The organism is Imhoffiella purpurea (assembly GCF_000585215.1).
GTDB lineage: Bacteria > Pseudomonadota > Gammaproteobacteria > Chromatiales > Chromatiaceae > Imhoffiella > Imhoffiella purpurea.
Map to the genome: position 1 here is coordinate 21,124 of NZ_AONC01000014.1, position 19,079 is coordinate 40,202.

Here is a 19,079-nt window from a genome sequence, read left to right on the forward strand (position 1 = left end):
AAGCCTCTACTTCCAGACCTCCAGTAGCGATTCGAGCGCGCGCGAGTAGTCGTAATCTTGGATCTGCTGGCCGATGCGCCGGCCGTCATCGCCGAGCGCCGCGATCAGCAGTGAGGCGGATTCGGTAAAGAGGTCGTTGGCGGCGGTGTCGTTGGCCATGAGGAGTCTCTCGAGTCGCGCCATGATCGCGCTCACCCTTTCCCACTCCGGTGTTTCCGCCACCTGGCCGGAGCGGGCGCACGGGGATTCCTGCAATCGCGTCGGGATCTCCACGGATTCTGTCTGGCCGTCGATGCCCAGCGGGTTCGGGTCCTGGCTGGAGGGGGCGAAGGGGATCTCGACCCAGAAACGGCTGCCTCCTCCGGGTCGGCTCTCGACACCGATCCGCCCGCCCATGAGCTCGGTGAGCCGCTTGCTGATGGTCAGCCCCAGTCCGGTTCCTCCATAGCGGCGGGTGGAAGTCGCGTCCGCCTGCTCGAAGGGCCGAAAGAGCGAGGATAGCTGGTGTTCGCTCATGCCGATGCCGGTATCCCGCACTTCGAGCCTCAGCGTCAGGGGATCCGCGTCGAGCTCGGCGACCGATCCGAGCATCGTTATCTCGCCCCGTTGGGTGAACTTGATCGCGTTGCCCACCAGATTGAGCAGGATCTGTCCGAGTTTGACGCCATCGCCGCGCAGCACCGACGGGACCCGATCCAGGCCGATCACCAGGTCCAGACCCTTGGCGGCCAAGGAACCCGATACCCGGTCGGCGACATGGTCGATGACGCGTGCCGGCTCGAAGTCCGCGATTGCAAGGGGGAGCTTGTCCGCCTCGATCTTGGCGAGGTCGAGGATGTCGTCGATGATCCGCAGCAGGTGCTGGGCCGAGCCGGTCAGCCTGTCCAGCTGGGCGGTCTGACGGGGATTGAGCGGATCCTGTCCGATGAGGTGCGTGAACCCCAGGATCGAGTTCATGGGCGTGCGGATCTCGTGGCTCATGTTCGACAGGAATGCGCTCTTGGCCCGGTTGGCGCTCTCGGCCGCCGTCTTGGCCGCCTCCAGCTCGGCGGTGCGCGAGGCGACCATCTCTTCGAGATGCTGACGGTACGCCTCCAGCTCGCGCGTGGTCTCGACCCGCTCGGTGATGTCGCGGACGATGGTGACGCACCCCCGGCCCTCGCCGAGGCGGCGCAGATGCGCCTCGAAGTGGCGTTCGCCGTCCGCGAAGGGCAAGGCGTATTCGAAGAAGATGGGGTCGTCCGAGGTCAGCGCCGACTCCAGGTGCATCTGGAAGCGATTCGCGATGTCCGCTGGCAGTATGTCGGCGACCCTTTTGCCGAGAAAGACCAGTGGAGGCACGTAGAGCGACGTCTCGACCCGGGCCCGGTAGTCGAGCAGGGTTCCCGCGGCGTCGGTCAGGAAATAGAGATCCGGGATCCCGAGGACGGCCTCCTGGACATGAGGCTGCAATGCGGCGAGCGTTTCGCCCGGATCGTCCGGTTCTGGGGGTGTCGATGGTGTCACGCTTGTCGATGCTCCTTGCTTGGATCCCGCTGATCCATGCCATGAGTCTCGGGATCCGGCGCCGATCCGGTCAGGCGCCGAATCAGCTCGATCGTCTCGGGTATATCGAAGGGCTTGGACAGGAATGCATCCATGCCTGCATCCAGCGCGGCGTTCTTCTGCGGGCTCAATGCGTCCGCGGTCAGGGCGACGATGGGGATCCGGAGGAGGCTCGGACGCCTGCGGATGAGGCGGGTCGCCGTGAGTCCGTCCATCAGGGGCATGTGCACGTCCATCAGCACCATGTCGACGGCGTCCGGGTGTGCCGTGAGCCAGTCGACCGCCTCGTGTCCGTCGGCGAGCAGATGCACCTCCGCGCCTTCGTCGGCGAAGATCTGGTGGGCGACCTCGCGGTTGATCTCGCAATCGTCGACGACCAGCAGCCGCAGACCGGCAAGCCGTGGCGGCTGCCGGTCCTCCCTTGCCTCCTCCGACACCGCGCGGTCGAGGGGGCTCGGAGCCTCGATCCGCTCGGGATCCGGAGGCCGTTTCGGCCCCTCGCTCGGGCGAGGTTCCGATTCCGGCTCGGCGAGATCGAAGGTCAGATCCAGCCAGAAGGTACTGCCTTTCCCCGGCGCGCTGTCGAGTTCCAGGGACGATCCCATCAGTTCGGTCAGACGGCGACAGATGGCGAGTCCCAGTCCAGAGCCGCCGAAGCGTCGTGTCGTGGAGGCGTCCGCCTGGGTGAATGCCTGGAACAGACGTGTTTGGGTCTGGGCGTCGATACCAATTCCCGTGTCCCGGACCGAGAACCGCAGACCGATCCGTGTCGGCGTGTGTTCGAGAGGCTCGATTCGCACCTCGACCCTGCCCTCCTCGGTGAACTTGATGGCGTTGCCGGTCAGGTTGATCAGAATCTGCCCGAGCCGCAATGGGTCCCCGAGCAGAACGGGGTCCAGCCCATCCGGAGGGCGGATGGCCAGATCGATGTGCTTGCTCTCCGCGCTGCTGGTCATGAGTGTGGCGAGCGTGTCCAGGACCTCGCTCAGACGGAATGGCGCATGCTCGATCTCGATGCGTCCCGATTCGATCCTCGAGAAATCCAGGATGTCGTTGATGATGCCGAGCAGGATTCGTCCCGAGTGCTGGATCTTGCGGGCGAATTCCCGTGCCTCCTCCGGGAGCGTCTGGCGCTCCAGCAGATAGGCCAGACCGAGCACCGCGTTCATCGGGGTACGGATCTCGTGGCTCATGTTGGCCAGGAATTCGCTTTTGACGCTGGCCAGACGCTCGGCCTCGGCACGGGCCTGGATCAGCTCCCGGGTGCGTTCCTCGACCATTTCCTCCAGATGATGGCGGTGATGCTCCAGTTCTTGCTCGGTGCGCATGATCCGGGTGATGTCGCGGGCGATGCCGAGCACGCCGATCAGGCTGCCGTCCGAGGAGTACAGCGGCGTCTTGATGACCTGCAGCAGCTCGCTGTGTCCGTCGCTGGCGAAGGTGACCTCCTCCTCGTTGATGCTGGGGCCGCCGCTGGCGATGGCGGCAAGATCCTTGGCGCGGAAGAAATCCGCCAGCTCCGGGTCGACGAAGTCGTAGTCGGTCTTGCCCACGATCTCCTCCTCGGGGGCGCCGAAGAGCTTCTCGAAACGGGCGTTGCAGATGATGAAGACGCCTTCGGGGTCCTTGAGCCAGACCAGATCCGGGATGGAGCGCACGATCGTCCGCAGTCGTTCGCGGCTGTCGCTGAGCGCGATCTCGGCCTCCTTGCGGGCGCTGATATCCTCGGCGAAGGTCACGATTCCGCCCACGGAGCCGTCCGCGCCGAACCAGGGACGCACCTCCCAGCGCTGCCATTGGATGCGTCCGTCCATCCGCCGGAACCAGTCCTCGTCGGCATGCAGCACCTCGCCCGCCATCCCGCGCCGGTGGACCGCCTTCCAGCGCTCCGGTATCTCGGGAAAGATCTCGTAGTGGGAGCGTCCCAGGAGGTCCTGCTCGCCGAGCCCGAAGTCGTCGCGCCAGCGGCGGCTGGCGCAGAGATAGCGCATCTCGCGGTCGAACATGGCCAGTGCGGACGGGGCGTGCTCGATGAAGAGGCGCAGCCGCCCCTCGCTCTCGCGCAGGGCCTCCTCCATGGATTTGCGCGCGCTCATGTCCTCGATCGCGGCGATGAAATATTCCGGCTCTCCATCGGCCTGCCGCACCAGGGAGACGGTGAGGCTGGCCCAAAGATAGCCGCCATCCCCGCGCAGATAACGTTTCTCCATGCCGTATCGATCGATCTTGCCGTCGAGCAGGCGCTGGACCTGAGCGAGATCGGTGTCCAGGTCCTCGGCATGGGTGATCTCCTGGAAGGTCTTGCCGAGCAGATCGCGCCGGTCGTAGCCGAGGATTTCGCACAGGCGTTCGTTGATCCGCAGGAAGCGTCCATCCGGGCTGACCATGGCCAGTCCCATCGCCGCCTGCTCGAAGGTGGCCTCGAAACGTCCCTCGCTGCGGTCGAGCTCCGTGCGCGCCTGCTCGCGGGCGATCAGCGCCGAGCGCTGTCGGCGCAGGGCCAGGATCAGCAGGGCGGTGGTGAAGAGGAAGGCCAGGGCCGAGCCGCCCAGGGTCAGGGCGAAGTTGCGGTCGGTGCGGATGGCCAGAAGCCGAATTCGGTGTCGGGCCTCTCGATCCAGTCGGTCGGCCTGGCGCTCGAGTTCGCCATAGAGGATTCGCAGCTCGACCAGTTGACGGGTGTCGGGGGCGTCGGCTCGCGTCCATTCATCGAGGACCTGTCCAAATGCCTGGGCGTCGTGACGAAAGCGCCCGCGCTCGGGCTGGGGATCCGGGTAGAGCCGTTCGAGCGAATCCTCGAAATCCCCGATCGCCTGGCGCATGAGCGCCAGCCCGCCGGCACGGTCGAAGGGCGATTCGGAATCGTCGGCCAGACTCCAGTGCAGAAATCCCTTCGCCAACTCCGTTTGCGCCTGGCGCAGATGGTCCAGTGCATCGACGCTTTCCTGCAGCGTCGAACGATGCTCGACATGGTGCCAGAAGAGGAGCGCGCAGACGCCCAGGGCGAGCAGGACGGCGAGGATGAGCGAGGGCGCGATGCCGAGTCGTTCCCGTTGCCGAGGGTCCGTCATCTTCTTCTGGACTCGCGGATGGTCAGTCATCGCAATCGGGCTCGGTGTCGATGGTGGCAGGGGACTCGGCAGGGCCGAATCCGAGGCCTGACAGCAGATCCAGATGCTCGGTGCTGCCGAGATAGGTTCTTGCAGCCTCGTTCCATGCCTCGGCCAAACCGCTATCCGAACGCCGAAAGGCGAATGCGCCCCGGCCATAGCAGCGGGCCTCGGAGGAACGCTCGGACATCTGGATCAGGGCCGCATGAGGGCAGGTTCCATGGCGGATGCACCAGCGCAGACTGGGCGCCGAGAGCAGCATGGCGTCGGCCAGTCCGGATCCGACCGCGGCATATCCGGTGCGGGCGTCCGGTACCCGAATCAGGCGCGATGGGGACACATGCAGATCGACCAGCAATGACTCCTCGACGGCACCCTCCAGGACGGCGATCTTCAGTTCGGGATGGCGCTGCAGATCGAGGAGGGACGCCAGTCCATGGGGGTTCGTGTCGGGGACGAGCAGAGCCGGAGCCGCCCGAAAGGTTTTGCGGGAGAACAGCACCCGCTCGGCACGTGCCGGTGTGACGAAGAGTCCGGCGGCGATGACGTCGATCCGTCCCGTCTGGAGGGCGGGTATCAGCTCGTCGAACTGCATCTGGTACCAGGAAATCCGCTCGATGCCGAGCCGCGACAGGATGCGCCGGGCGACCTCGGGCGATTCGCCCATGACCTCGCCGTCGCCATCGACGAAGGCGTAGGGCGGTTCGATCGCGTAGCCGATGCGGATCGAGTCCGCGTCCAGGATCCTGTCGAACGAGTCGTCGCCGGACCTCGGCCAGAGCAGCATGCCGAGCAGAACCGCTGCCGCGATCAGGAGAAGGGTGGTGCGTGCAAACGGCATTGTCTCCATTCGGTTCGGTCGCATCTCAATCCAGCAAGGCGGTCCGGTCCGAGGGCCAGGATCCGAAGCGAGGCGATTCTTCTCCGGGGTTGCATTTTGACGCGCCCATGTGGTCGAGAATCGAGGGCGTCCGTGGCGCTGACGGAGCCCGCGAGCCATCGGTATTTCCATACCCATCTTAGATGGCCCGTCGGTGTTCTGTAAGTGCAATGCTCCAATGACACTGGAAGACCCGCGCGCCGGGTGGGTTCTATTGGAATTCCGGTCGAACCTCGGACGCATCGAGGAGGATGCGGGCCGTGAATCGGGCTCTCTGTCAGGTAAATCTGACACGAAATGAAGCCTGCTCTCACAGAGATCTGCAGCGAGCCTTGATATTGCGCCCGACCCATATGCATTAGGCTGAAGGTCAAGGAAATCCGCATCGGAGTCACGGTCATGCAGCTTCTGAACACAACCCAGACCATGAGAGACATCCACATCCATTCCTGTGGCGTCTGGTTCGGTGGCGGGCCGGTGCGGCTGCGCACCATTCTCGGCTCCTGCGTCGCCATCACGCTCTGGCATCCGAGGCTGCGTATCGGTGGACTCTGTCACTTCATGATCGCCGAGTCGTCCTCGCCCAAGAGGGTCGAGCGCAACGGCTGCTATGCCGATTCGGCCATGGAGATGCTGGAGGCCGGGATCGCCAAGGCTGGCGTGAAACCCCGCGATCTCGAGGCCAAGCTCTTCGGTGGCGGCCAGATGTTCGCCTGTCCCGAGCCGGGCGCGAAATGGTCGATGCTGAACCAGGTCCAGGAGCGCAATATCGCGGTGGGGCGCGATCTCGTGCGCCGCTACGGGCATCCCATCGTGGCCGAGCATCTCGGGGGACAGGGGCATCGCAGTCTGGTGTTCGATCTGACGACTGGTCTGGCCTGGCTCAAGCACAGCCCCCTCGGTAGCGCCCAGACGCCTGAACGTCAGCTTGCGGCCTGAGTCGAGCTGAGGGGGCCGGCTCGCCCCGACCTCGACGGCTGTCGGCTCGGGATTGCGCGATCGTCCGAATGAGAGCCGTTTCCGGGTATCTTGTCTTGATGGAGTCAAGCGTGAGCACAGCTGCCGAATCCCATGGTACGGATATGCTCCTGCTCTGGGTCCAGCCAGATGGCCAATTCCTCGATGCCGACGAGGCCGCCTGCAAGTCGCTCGGCTACACGCGAGAGGAACTGCGCGACCTATGGGTTTGGGACCTCGACCATGAATTTCCCCGCGATCGGTGGCTGGAGCTGTGGGCCCGTCTGCGCCAGTTGCGACGCATGCGCTTCGCCTCGTCCTTTTACTGCCACGACGGTGACAGGGTCGAGGCCGAGATCCAGCTCCAACTGGTCGACTCGGGTTGTCCGGAACACGGCCTGGTCTTGATTCGTCCGCGTGGAGAGCCGCGGCGCACCGAACGGACTCTGAGCGAGAGCGAGGCGCATTTGGCCCTGGCCCTCGAGGTCTCGAATCAGGCCCTGTTCGAGCTCGATTTGGTTACCGGCATCGCGATTCTCAGCGAGGCTCACCCGGCCATGCTCGGTCGAGAGATTCCGGATCTGGCCGTGGGCACCGATGTCTGGCAGCAATGGCTGCATCCCGATGACCGGGAGGCGGCCCTCGGCTTGTTCGACGAATGCGTCTCCGGCACGCGCGAACGGATTCGGGCCGATTTTAGATTCTTGGCCGCCGAGGGACGATCGATCTGGATCCGTTCGGTCGCTCGCGTGGTCAGCAGGGACGGTCTGGGCCGGCCGCTGCGCATGCTGGGCACCCACATCGATATCACCGAGGAGAAACGAGCCGAGCATGCGCACGCGCTGACTCTGCGCGCCGTCGATCGGGCCGTCGTCGGTGTGTATCAGTTCGATTCCGAGGGGCGTCTGGTCTATATCAACGAGGAGGCCTGCCGGTCGCTCGGCTACACCCGTGAAGAGTTGCTCGGGGAGCGCGTCGATAGGTTCGACCCCTACATCACCTCCGAGCAGCTGGCCGAGATCGAACGGGCGGTGCGGGTGAAAGGTGCCCTGCGATTCGAGACCCGGCACCGGCGCAAGGACGGGACGTCCTTCCCGGTCGAGGTCGTCGCCAATCCGATCGAGCTCGATGGCCATCTCCACAAATTCGCTTTCGCTCGCGACATCAGCGACCGCAAGGAGGCGGATGAAGCGCTCAAGGCGTCCGAGGCATTTCTGGACAGCATCATCGTCCAGAGCCCGATACCCATCCTCATCTTCGACACATGGGGCCGAATCGTCCGCGCCAATCAGGCTGGTATAGCGCTCTTCGGCCGCGAGGACGCATCGGAGGCATTCCATCGATACAACCTGTTCGAGGACGAACGCATGCGCGCGGATGGCCAGCTGGAACAGGTCGAGCGCGTCTTTCGCAACGGCGAGACGCTGCGCTTCCAGAGCCGATATCCCCTTCATACCCAGCCACCCACCACACTGGAACTGGATTCGACCATCTTTCCACTGCGCAATGCGGCGGGAGAGATCAGCCACGCCGTGGTCTATCACCTGGATATCACCCAGCGCAAGGCCGCCGAGGCCAGGCTTCGCTATCATCTGGAGTCCGAGCAGGCGCTTGCCGACATCTCGGGCTGGATGATCAAGTCGGGGTGGGAGGATCTCGATATCCGCTTCGACGCCATGCTGGAGCGACTCGGACGGCTGATGTGCGCGGAGCGCTGTTTCTTCTTCTCCCTGAGCGCGGATGGTCTTGTCGCGGTCAATAACCACGAGTGGTGCGCACCTGGTATCCAACCCCAGATCTCAGACCTGCAGGCGTTGCGGGCGGCCGACTACGAGCCCTTCTATGCGCGTCTGCGTCAGGGCGAGATCGTCATCGCCAGGGCCGAGAATTCGGACTATGGGCTCAGGTTCAAGCCGGGGCTGCTCGAGTCCGGTCCGCATTCCTTGATCTGCATCCCCGTGATGTGGGGATCGACACTGAGGGGATTCGTCGGGCTCGATTCGCTGACGGGCGAGCGTTCCTGGTTCGAGCACGACCTCCGCTTCCTGCGTCTGCTGGCCGAGATCATCGCTCACACCATACAGCGCCTGGAGGCGAAGCAGGCGCTGCTGGAGCAGACGCGAACCCTGGGGGAAAGCGAGAGCCGCTATCGAGCCGTCTTCGACAATGCCACGGACGCCATCATCGTCCATGACGCCAAGGGTCAAATCCTCTCGGTGAATCGGGCCATGCTCGAGATGTACGGCCTGGAGCAGGAGGAGGCCCTGGACTATCGGATTCAGGATATGTGGGGGCCGCAGCATGTCGAGAGCGTCGTGTTCGGTTATTGGCAGAAGGTCTTGGAGGGCGAGTCCCTGCATGTGGATCTGACGGCCATGCGGCCCAAGGACGGCTTCTGCTTCCCGGTCGAGGTGATGCTCAGATCCATCCAGTTCGGCGATCGGCGGGCGATCCTCGCCAATGTCCGCGACATCACCGAGCGCAAGCGCGCCGAGGAGGCACTGCGCCAGAGCGAGGAGCGCTTCGCCAAGGCCTTCCGCTCCAACCCCGCGGCCATCATGATCTCCACGATCGATGAAGGCCGAATCATCGACGCCAACGAGCGCTACCTGCATCTCATCGGTGCCGAACGCGAGGAGGTTCTGGGCCGAACCACGCTCGATATCGGTATCTGGGGGGATCGGGCGTTTCGAGACGACATGATCGAACGGCTCAAGGAAGGCGATTCCTTTCTGGATGCGGAAACGGTCATCCATTCGCGGAGCGGCGCCTCCCGGGACATCCTCTGGTCGGCGGAGATCATCCAGCTCGGCGGGGAATCCGCACTCCTGTCTCTGGTCCATGACATGACCGAGCAGAAACGCACGCAGAAGGCCCTGCGCGAGAGCGAGGCGCGCTTGAGCGCCGCGGTCGAAAGCATCCCGTTCGATTTCTTCATCATGGATCTCGACGGCCGCTACGTTTTGCAGAACTCCTCCTCCAAGGCACGCTGGGGCGATGTCGTCGGTGACTCGCCCGAGACGAGCCGGGTCCGACGGGTCTATGGGGAGGGCTGGGAGACGCGGCAGCGGCGCGTCCTGGCCGGGGAGGTCGTCGACGAGGAGCTCGTGCTGGACGGGGACGAGGATGCGCGCTTTTTTAGGAACGTACTCGCGCCGATCAGGGATCGCGATGTGGTTCGCGGCATCGTCGAGCTGAGTATGGACATCAGCGAGCGCAAGCGGACCGAACGCGAACTGCAGCGGCACCGCGAACATCTCGAGGAACTGGTGGTGGAGCGGACGGATGCCTTGCGGCGCGTCATGGGCCAATTGGTCCAGTCCGAGAAGCTGGCCGCGCTCGGCAACCTGGTCGCCGGCGTTGCCCACGAGCTCAATACGCCGCTTGGAAACGCACGCATGCTCTCGAGCACCCTCGAGGACTCTCTCAGGGAATTGGGCGATGTGCTGGAGAGGGGCGAGCTGCGTCGCGCCCAGCTGCTGGATTTTCTCGAGAGCGGGCTGGAGGCGGTGCGTCTGCTCGACCGCAATACGGTCCGCGCCGCCGAGCTCGTCACCCATTTCAAGGAGGTGGCCGTGGACCAGACCAGCGTGCGCCGTCGTGTCTTCAGTCTCCGGCAGACGGTCGAGGAAACGCTGGCGACCATGCGCCCGACCCTGAAACGATGCGAGCATGGTATCGAGCTCGATATCCCCGCCGATCTGACCCTGGACAGCTATCCCGGACCATTGGAGCAGATCCTCACCAATCTGATCGGCAATTCTCTGACGCACGGATTCGAGGGCATCGAATCCGGTCATATCCGGATCGGTGCGCGCGCCCTGGATCCGGGGTCCGTCCGATTGATCTACAGGGACGATGGTCTGGGCATTCCGGCCGAGAAACGCTCGCGCATCTTCGACCCCTTCTTCACCACCCGGCTGGGCCAGGGCGGGAGCGGGCTCGGACTCTATATCGTCTACAACCTGGTCACGGGTGTGCTCGGCGGAACCATCGAGGTGGGCGATTCCGAAGACGGGCGCGGGGCGGTTTTCAGGCTCGATCTGCCATGTCGCGCCCCCGAGCGTTCGCAAGGGGAGAGCGAGAGCGGGTCTGGCGAATAGCTGGTGGACAGACCGATCATGGCGATTTCTCCAGTTCGATCAGCGGCAGCGTGATCCATAAGCGCGTACCCTGGCCGAGCGCGCTCTCGATGCGCGCGCTCCCGCCGTAGATGAGCACCCGCTCGCGGATCCCCATGAGGCCGAAGGTCGTTTTCTCCCTGACGGCGGCGGGATCGAATCCGCACCCATCGTCGCGGACCTCCAGCTGGAGCAGGCCGCTGGACCGGGTGATGCGGATGTCCACATGCTTGGCGTCGGCATAGCGGGACACGTTCGTCAGCGATTCCTGAAGGATGCGGAAGAGTGTCGTCGCCAGCTCCTGATCCAGATCCAGCTCTCCCTCCCGGGGAGTCTGGAGACCGCAGCGGATTCCGGTGCGGGACTGGAAATCGGAGATCAGCCATTCGGCCGCGGAGACGAGCCCCAGGTCCAAGGCCGCCGGTCTCAGGTTCGAAACCATCCGGCGCGTGTCCATGATCGTTTGATCGATCAGCTCGCGCATCGTGTGCAAACGCTTGAAAACCTCGGGGTTGGGCTCCGGAAACAGCATCTCCAGCATGCTGGTCTCGATGCGCAGCGCCGTCAGATACTGTCCCATGTTGTCGTGCAGCTCTCGGGCGATGTGCTTGCGCTCCTCTTCGCGGACCCTCTCGCGATGGTCCGTCAGGGCACGCAGCTTGGTGCGCGAGCGGATCAGCTCCAATCCTTGCTCTTCCAGATCCCGCTTGGCGTCCTTGAGCTCGCGGATCTGCCTGTAGGAGCGGATGGCCGCCGAGAGACAGGCGAAGAGGGCGGTTCGCGTCAGTTCCGATTTGGTCTTGTAGTCGTTGATATCGTAGGCGCGGATGGTGTCGATCTGGGGCACCATGCCGGACTGGCCGGTTCTCAGAATGATGCGGATGGCGTCGTCCCCGAGTTCCTCGCGAATCCTTCTGACCAGGAAGAGTCCGGCCTGGTCCGATTCCATGACGACGTCGAGCAGGACGGCGGCGATATCGCGATTCCGGGTCAGGAGCTCGTAGGCTTCGCTGGCCGAATGGGCATGGAGCAGCTGGATCGGGCGAGCCTCCACCTCGAGGCCGCGCAGTGCCAGCGCGGTCGCCTGGTGGACGTCCATTTCGTCGTCGACGACGAGAACCTGCCATGGGGCAGGGTCATTGCGATTTGGTTCCGTGGATGATGACGTCCGGTCAAACGCATATGCCAGGCGGTTCATCGTCAAGCTCCTTCTCGGTTGTCTACTGCCAGGGAATCCTGTCCCACAAGACGCAGAAGATCGCGAGCTTGGCATCATGCCATGAGTGGAAATCGACGAAGGCGTTTGATCTGGAAAGGATCCGCGATGTCAGATATTGGTTCCGTCCAGTCGAATGTTGACGATGGCTCGAGGATCTGCGTGCTCCTCAGGGGGCCTTTTTTACCGCGCCCGCGGCCGCGCGGCAAGAGAGATATCGCAACGCTGCGTTGATCGCCCCCGACTGAGCCGGGAGGATGGTTCGGCTTTCCCTGGGTGCGACCCACATTTGACGTACGTCTTATGTGACTCGTGTTTAAGGTGCTGTGGATGCAAGCCAACCCCGGCGGAATCGTCGTTTTCCCCAGTCGAGGTGAGTGGATCTGTGGATAAGCTGTGAAATGGATCGATAAGCGACTGTCAGTCAACCAGCCATCATGAACTGGTCACATATTGATCGCCTGGTGAGGGCTCGGTTCGGGCCGGATCGGCTATGATGGTCGCCCGACTATCCCGCCGAGCCGTCTTCGGCGCATGCATCGAGGTCCAGCCCCATGATTCGACAGCTGAGGATCACCCAGATCGTGGAGAACGCCGCCGGGGCGCCCGGGCTTCTCGGCGAGCACGGCGCGGCCTTTCTGGTCGAGGCCGACGACCGCCGCCTGCTCTTCGATACCGGGCAGGGCATGGTGCTGAGGCACAATGTCGAGCGTCTGGGTCTCGCGCTCGATAGGGTCGACTCCATCGTCCTCAGCCACGGCCATTACGATCACAGCGGCGGTCTGCTGGACGCGCTCGACATGACCGGGGCCGTCGACCTCTATCTGCACCCCGAGGCATTGGCGCCCAAGTACAACCGCAACGGACGCGAGATCGGATCGCCGGTCGCGGAGGAGACGCTGAGGCCGCTGTGCCGACGTCTCGTCGCCAGCCGCGAGCCGGTCGGGATCGCCCCAGGTCTTCTGCTCACCGGGGAGATCCCGCGCCGACACGACATCGAGGACACGGGCGGACCCTTCTACAGCGATCCCGAATGCACTCGGACCGACTGGCTGCCGGACGATCAGGCGCTGGTCGCGGATACCGTCGAGGGTCTGGTGGTCCTGCTCGGCTGCGGGCATTCCGGGCTGGTGAACACCCTGGACTGGATTCGGCACCTGCTGCCGTCTCGACCGCTGCACGCGGTCCTGGGCGGCATGCATCTGCTGCGCGCCGATCAAGACCGGCTGCACTTCACCGCGGACGCGCTCGCGGAGCTGGGCGTCGCCTATCTGGCCCCCAATCATTGCACCGGACTGGCCGCCATCTGCCAGCTGCGTCAGCGCTTCCCCTCCCAGTTCAGAGAATCGCCGGCAGGGACGGTGCACAGCTTCCCCGAATCGGCCGCTGGCGGCTGACCGTTTCTTCAGCCCTCAATCCTTGGTTTCCCGCGCCTTGAGCAAGGGCTCCAGCAGGTCGATCGGCAGCGGGAAGACGATGGTCGAGGTGCGATCCCCGGCGACGGCGGTCAATGTCTCGAGAAATCTCAGCTGCAGTGCCTGCGGCTGCCGGGCGAGGATGCCGGCCGCCTGCATCAGCTTCTCGGCCGCCTGCTGTTCGCCCTCGGCGTGGATCACCTTGGCGCGGCGGGCGCGCTCGGCCTCGGCCTGGCGGGCGATGGCGCGGATCATGGACTCGTCGAGGTCGACGTGCTTGATCTCGACGTTGGCCACCTTGATGCCCCAGGCGTCGGTCTGGGCGTCGAGGATGCGGCGGACGTCGTCGTTGAGCTTGTCGCGCTCGGCGAGCATCTCGTCGAGCTCGTGCTGTCCGAGGACCGAGCGGAGCGTGGTCTGGGCCAGCTGGCTGGTCGCGACCCGGTATTCCTCGACCTGGATGATCGCCTTCTCCGGATCGATGACCCGGAAGTAGACCACGGCGTTGACCTTGACCGAGACGTTGTCGCGCGAGATGACGTCCTGGCTCGGCACGTCCATCACCTGGACCCGCAGGTCGACCTTCACCATGCTCTGGATCCCGGGGATCACGAAGATGAGGCCGGGACCCTTGACCCCGCTGAAGCGGCCGAGCGTGAAGACCACGCCCCGGGTGTATTCGCGCAGGATCTTGACGGACGCGACGAGCAGCGCCAGCAATAGGATCAGCGGGGTCGCCAAGAGATTGAGCAGCATGGGATTCTCTCCGTTACGACGGCTTCGATGCCTTGGTGGGCGATGTGTGGATCGGCTCGACCGTCAGCCTGAGTCCGTCACGGCGGACCACGCGTATCCGGGTGCCGGGCACGATCGGCCGATCGCTGCTGGCGCTCCAGATCTCGCCGTGCAGGCGAACGCTGCCGGATCCGGGGAATCCTCCTACGACTTCGCCCTGGGCGCCGGCCAGTTCCTCCGCGCCGGTCGTGACCGGTCTGCGGTGCGCGCGCAATGCCAGGCCCAAGGCCAGGAAAATGACGAGCGCGCTGAAGAGCGCGAGTCCCAGGACGAGCGGAAGCGAGATCCCGAGGGCCGGTGCGTCAGAATCGATCAGGATCAATGAGCCGAGGATGAAGGCGGCGATTCCTCCGAGCCCCAGTGCGCCGAAGCTGGGCGTGATCAGCTCCATCGCCATCAGGGCCAAGCCCAGGATGATGAGTCCTACCCCCGCATAGTTGATCGGCAGCACCTGAAAGGCATAGAGGGCCAGCAGCAGGCTCAGCGTCCCGAGGGTCCCGGGAAGTACGGCGCCCGGGTTGGAGAATTCGTAGATGAGTCCGTAGATGCCGACCAGCATCAGGATATAGGCCACGTTGGGATGTCCGATCACGGCGAGCAGCCGGGTCTTCCAGTCTGGCCGACGCTCGATCGGTTCGAGATCCGAGGTGTCGAGCACGACCCGGGTCTCTCCGAGCCGAACCGCGCGGCCGTCGATCGCGCGCAGCAGTGTTTCCAGGCTGGGGGCCATGAGGTCGATCACATGCGCCTCGAGCGCCTCCTCGGCCGAGAGGCTGGCACCCTCGCGCACGGCGCGCTCGGCCCAGTCGGCATTGCGTCCATGCAGGCTCGCCAGCGCGCGGATATAGGCGGCCGCGTCGTTGATCAGCTTGCGTTCCTTGGCGTCGCTCGGCTCGGGACTGGATGCGGAGCCGGCATCCTGGGTTCCGTCTCGCGCCCCTTCTTCGTTCTCCGGTTCCGAGGCCGGTTTCGGCGTGGGCAGTCCCCCGAGTCGTACCGGTGTCGCGGCGCCCAGGTTCGTTCCCGGCGCCATGGCGGCGATCTGGCAGGCATAGAGGATGTAGGTCCCGGCGCTCGCGGCGCGCGCGCCCGTTGGGGCGACATACCCGACCACAGGAACGGACGAGGCGGCGATCGACTGGATGATGGAGCGCATCGATGGATCGAGCCCGCCCGGCGTGTCCATCCGAAGGATCACCAGCTCGGCGTCTCGCGTCTGCGCCTCGGCGATCGAATCCGCGACATAGCTGGCCATGGCCGGCCCGATGACGCCTCGAACCTCGAGCACCAGGGCCTTGCGCGCGAGGGAGTCGGGCGCGCCGTCCGCCGCGGCGCCGATCGCGCCCAGGACGAGGGCCGCGGCCCAGAGCAGCGGGAGAAGGGGCGAGAATCCGATGCGCGTCTTCACAGAGTCGATCCTCCGGGCCGGCGATGTTCGTCCTGCGATCGGGCCTTCGGGAATGGCGGCCCCGATTCCATGAGCTTAGACGATCCCAACCGAAAGGCGGCTGCGTTCCCCGGTCGAAGGGTCTAGGCTTGGATCGTTCGAGGAGGGCGGTCACTGCGCCCCCGAAGGTGCGGCATTTGCCGAGAACGACGTCCATCCCTCTGGAGGCTCGAGGCCATGGTGGAAGCTATCCGGTTGGCGAACACCCGCCTGCAGGCCTTGCTGGCCTTTCTCGTCGCGATGCTGTTCTCGCTCGGCGTCTATCTCTACTCCCTGCATCAAGCCGGGAAGGGCTTCTACAAGGTCTTCGAGCTGGAACACGAGACCCAACTCACCTTCAAGGCCGAGGAATTCGATCAGGCGATCGGGCACCTGAAGCGCATGACCCGGTTTCTCTCGACGGTTCCTCCCATTCCGGGAATCGGTCGCGTCCTGCTCCACGGAGGGGTCGATCCCGTCAACGGCGAGACCTTCGAGATCTGGAAGGGGCGGCTGGAACATATCTATCTCGGTTTCCTGAACGCGGAGCCCAGGGTCTTCCAGGCACGTCTCGTCGGTGTCGAGGACGGAGGGATGGAGCTGATCCGGGTCGAGCGCAAGAATGGCGTCACGTTCGTGACGCCGCCATCGGCCTTGCAGCGCAAGGGCGACCGTCCCTATGTTCGCGAGGCGATCGCGCATGATCCAGGCAGTATCCTGGTCTCCGAGATCAACCTGAATCAGGAGCACGGGCGGATCGAGGAACCGCCGCGACCCACGATTCGCGTCTCGATACCCGTCGCCGACGAGCGAGGCAGGATCTTCGGAGTGGTGGTCGCCAATTACGACCTCGGCTGGATCATGGATCGGCTGGGATCGAACAGCGGGGCGGCCGGCTACTATCTGACGGATGCCCAGGGACGCTATCTGCTCCATCCGGACGGCAAGGCGTTTCAGCATGAATATGCCCCGGCGCGTTCATCCGACTGGTCGAGCGATTTCCGGCTCCTGGAGCGGGCGAGGTTGCCGCCCGGATTCGCGACCGGCACCCTGATTCGCGACCGCAAGACCCATGAGGTGTTTCTCTATTCCGAGCGCCGGATTCCCAGTCTGGGACCGGATCGGGGCGTGATCTTGCGAGCGACCTATCCGGTCGATCAGGTGATGGAGCATCTCGTCAGGGATGCCTGGTCGTATTTCATCCTCATCCATGCCATCGCCTATCTGTTGATCGCCATCATCGCCTGGCTCTATTCGCGGACCCTCTCCTTGCAGCGCCAATCCGAGCTTCAGATGGCCCTGACACGATCGCTCGAGCAGGCCCGCCAGGCGGCGGAGATGGCCAACGCGGCCAAATCCCGGTTCCTGGCCAACATGAGTCACGAGATCCGCACCCCGCTGAACGTGGTGCTGGGCCTGAGCCATCTGCTCGAGCTCGGGACCATCGATAGCGAACAGCGCCAGTTCGTCGTCAAGATCCAGGCGGCCGGCCGGGCCCTGCTCGGGATCGTCGACGACATACTCGATCTCTCCAAGATCGAGGCGGGAGAGATCGCCATCGAATGCATTCCATTCAGCGTGAGCCGGCTCTGTCGCGAGACCATCGGCATCGTCTCCGAGCCGGCCGGACGGAAGGGGCTGTGTTTGGATCTGGTGATCGGCGACGACATCCCGCGGGTCGTCCTGGGGGATTCGACCCGACTGCGTCAGGTGCTGCTCAACCTGCTCAACAATGCGGTGAAATTCACGGCCGCCGGCAAGGTCGAGCTGAGCCTGCATGCCCTGAGACAGGACGATACCGAGTGTCTGCTCTGCCTCGAGGTGACGGACACCGGCATCGGCATTCCGCGGGAACGGCAGAATCATCTGTTCGAACCCTTCGTCCAGGCCGACGACTCGACCTCGCGTCGTTTCGGTGGAAGCGGTCTCGGGCTGGCCATCGTGCATCAGCTGATCGAGCTGATGGGGGGCTCGGTGTGCCTGGCGAGCGAGGAGGGGCGCGGCAGCCGATTCCGCATCGAGCTTCCGGTGAGGATCGCGGACGAACGGCAGGTCGACACGCAGGATTCCTGCCTGGAAGGTCTCGAGATCCTCATCGCGGATGACGACGAGAGCCAGCGTCTGGCATTGGTACGCATGGCGCGCTCGTTCGGCTGGCGTGCCGAGGCCGTCGCGGATGGTCTCGCCCTGGTGGACGAGGTTCTGAGGCGCGACGCCTCCGCGAGACCGGTCGATTGTCTCCTGGTGGATTGGAAGATGCCCGGGCTCGACGGTCTGAGCGCCTTGGATAGACTGCATCGCCAGCTCGACCCGAGCCGGGTTCCGGTCGCCATCATGGTCACCGTCCAGGAGCTCGAGCTGTTGAGCTCCGCGCCCTTGGCCGAATTGCCCGACGCGATCCTGCGCAAACCGGTGAATCGTTCGGAGCTGTTCAATCAGGTCAACGCGGCGGTCGCTGGCCGCTGCGGCTCCAGCGATCGCGTATTGGAGGGATCCTTCTATGGCTCCTCCGACATCCAATGGCTGGCCGGGATAGAGCTCTTGCTCGTGGAAGACAACGCGCTCAATGTCGATGTCGTTCAACGCGTCCTCGAGCGCAAGGGCGCCCGGGTTCGGGTCTGCGTGAACGGTTTGGAGTCCGTGGAGTGGCTGTCCGACCCCGAGCACCGGGTCGACGCGGTGCTGATGGACGTCCAGATGCCCGTGATGGACGGGATTGCCGCGGTGAAGGAGATCCGCCGGATCCAGCGGCTCGAACGGCTGCCGATCATCGCGCTGACGGCCGGGGCGCTCTCGAGCGAACGGCAGCAGGCGCTCGATGCCGGAATGAACGACTACATCACCAAGCCGTTCGAACCCGATCGGATGGTGCGGGCATTGCGCCGTCATATCGGGATCGCTCGCGCGGCGCCCTTGCCGCTGGCACCATCCGACGAGATCCGGGAGGATGGGCACGACTGGCCGGACATCCCCGGCCTGAACATGCCCGAGGTCGAGAATCGTATGGCTGGGGACTGGCCGCTGTTCGTATCGGCATGCCGTCGCTTCTTCATGGAGTTCCAGGATCTCGGCGGGCCCTCGATGCCCCCGGAAGAAAATGGCGGGCGCGCGCTATTGGCCGATCGGCTGCACAAACTGGCCGGCAGTGCCGGATTGATCGGGGCGGAAGGCATTCATGCCTTGGCCAAGGAGTACGAATCGGCGCTCAGAGGGGCGTCGGCGGCGGATGGTACCGAGCTTGCGGCGACGCTTGCGCGCTCCATGAACGACTTGAAAGCGTGCGTTCAGCCTCATATCGATGACGAGGGGCCGGATAGTGCGACGCATCGGGAGGCCCGGCGTCCGACCGGCGAGGAATTGGACGCCTTGATGGCGGCGCTGAGCGGTCGTCGGTTGGCTGCCGTGGGGACATTCGATGAGCTCTCCCCCGGACTGAGGTCTATGCTTTCCGAGGAAGGATTCTCGCGGCTGGCGGCGGCCGTAGCCGGTCTGAAATTCGATCAGGCCCTCCCGCTCCTGGCCGATCTGCGTCGATCCCTGGCCGACTGACTCACGCATGGGCATTCGACTCGGCTCCGATTCCGGCCTCGGCCGCCGGCCGGTGATTCGGGGCA

At 64.6% G+C, this 19,079-nt stretch carries 10 protein-coding genes; 4 read left to right on the plus strand and 6 right to left on the minus strand.

All coding sequences use genetic code 11. The features are described 5' to 3' along the window. Positions 1 to 6: 6 nt before the first annotated feature. Genes D779_RS05105 through D779_RS22090 form a run of 3 tightly spaced genes read right to left on the minus strand, consistent with a single transcriptional unit; the run spans position 7 to position 5,496 of the window. A complete protein-coding gene (locus tag D779_RS05105) occupies positions 7 to 1,506 on the minus strand; it encodes a sensor histidine kinase (RefSeq protein WP_198295666.1) in 1,500 nt (499 codons plus the stop codon). Further along, a complete protein-coding gene (locus D779_RS20935) occupies positions 1,503 to 4,646 on the minus strand; it encodes a PAS domain S-box protein (protein ID WP_052347848.1) in 3,144 nt (1,047 codons plus the stop codon). Before D779_RS20935 ends, D779_RS05105 begins: the two co-directional genes overlap by 4 nt. Beyond that, on the minus strand, positions 4,639 to 5,496 hold the full coding sequence (locus tag D779_RS22090) for a transporter substrate-binding domain-containing protein (RefSeq protein WP_043750460.1): 858 nt from the start codon (positions 5,494 to 5,496) through the stop codon (positions 4,639 to 4,641). The genes D779_RS20935 and D779_RS22090 overlap by 8 nt, the downstream gene beginning before the upstream one ends. 438 nt (positions 5,497 to 5,934) lie before the next feature. Between D779_RS22090 and D779_RS05120 the strand changes: the two genes are divergently transcribed. Together D779_RS05120 and D779_RS20940 are read left to right on the plus strand one after the other, a co-directional pair. Further along, positions 5,935 to 6,474, plus strand: coding sequence for a chemotaxis protein CheD (locus D779_RS05120; protein WP_232424069.1), 540 nt, complete (start codon positions 5,935 to 5,937; stop codon positions 6,472 to 6,474). Positions 6,475 to 6,584: 110 nt separating this feature from the next. Then, positions 6,585 to 10,595 carry a PAS domain S-box protein gene (locus D779_RS20940; protein WP_198295667.1) on the plus strand — a complete coding sequence of 1,337 codons (4,011 nt, stop codon included), beginning with the start codon at positions 6,585 to 6,587 and terminating at the stop codon, positions 10,593 to 10,595. 16 nt (positions 10,596 to 10,611) lie between these two features. On the opposite strand, the gene D779_RS20945 is transcribed toward D779_RS20940, so the two are convergent. Beyond that, positions 10,612 to 11,712: a histidine kinase gene (locus D779_RS20945; protein ID WP_052347851.1), complete on the minus strand. Its 1,101-nt coding sequence runs from the start codon at positions 11,710 to 11,712 to the stop codon at positions 10,612 to 10,614. A 671-nt stretch (positions 11,713 to 12,383) separates the two neighbouring features. Between D779_RS20945 and D779_RS05135 the strand changes: the two genes are divergently transcribed. Continuing rightward, positions 12,384 to 13,226, plus strand: a complete 843-nt coding sequence (locus D779_RS05135; RefSeq protein ID WP_043750462.1) for an MBL fold metallo-hydrolase — start codon at positions 12,384 to 12,386, stop codon at positions 13,224 to 13,226. Positions 13,227 to 13,241: 15 nt separating this feature from the next. On the opposite strand, the gene D779_RS05140 is transcribed toward D779_RS05135, so the two are convergent. Together D779_RS05140 and D779_RS05145 are read right to left on the minus strand one after the other, a co-directional pair. After that, positions 13,242 to 14,000 (minus strand): slipin family protein, encoded by a 759-nt coding sequence (locus D779_RS05140; protein WP_043750465.1) that lies wholly within the window; start codon positions 13,998 to 14,000, stop codon positions 13,242 to 13,244. Positions 14,001 to 14,013: 13 nt separating this feature from the next. After that, entirely contained in the window at positions 14,014 to 15,447 is a 1,434-nt protein-coding gene (locus tag D779_RS05145) for an NfeD family protein (RefSeq protein ID WP_043750468.1), read from the minus strand. A gap of 216 nt (positions 15,448 to 15,663) precedes the next feature. Between D779_RS05145 and D779_RS05150 the strand changes: the two genes are divergently transcribed. Continuing rightward, positions 15,664 to 19,014 carry a hybrid sensor histidine kinase/response regulator gene (locus D779_RS05150; protein ID WP_081763334.1) on the plus strand — a complete coding sequence of 1,117 codons (3,351 nt, stop codon included), beginning with the start codon at positions 15,664 to 15,666 and terminating at the stop codon, positions 19,012 to 19,014. Positions 19,015 to 19,079 lie beyond the last annotated feature (65 nt).

What these genes read in the sequence shown, in the direction of transcription:
- D779_RS20935 (WP_052347848.1), bottom strand. Translation starts at nt 4,646, where the DNA reads ATGACTGACCATCCGCGAGTCCAGAAGAAGATGACGGACCCTCGGCAA.
- D779_RS22090 (WP_043750460.1), bottom strand. Translation starts at nt 5,496, where the DNA reads ATGCCGTTTGCACGCACCACCCTTCTCCTGATCGCGGCAGCGGTTCTG.
- D779_RS05120 (WP_232424069.1), top strand. Translation starts at nt 5,935, where the DNA reads ATGCAGCTTCTGAACACAACCCAGACCATGAGAGACATCCACATCCAT.
- D779_RS20945 (WP_052347851.1), bottom strand. Translation starts at nt 11,712, where the DNA reads ATGGACGTCCACCAGGCGACCGCGCTGGCACTGCGCGGCCTCGAGGTG.
- D779_RS05135 (WP_043750462.1), top strand. Translation starts at nt 12,384, where the DNA reads ATGATTCGACAGCTGAGGATCACCCAGATCGTGGAGAACGCCGCCGGG.
- D779_RS05140 (WP_043750465.1), bottom strand. Translation starts at nt 14,000, where the DNA reads ATGCTGCTCAATCTCTTGGCGACCCCGCTGATCCTATTGCTGGCGCTG.
- D779_RS05150 (WP_081763334.1), top strand. Translation starts at nt 15,664, where the DNA reads ATGGTGGAAGCTATCCGGTTGGCGAACACCCGCCTGCAGGCCTTGCTG.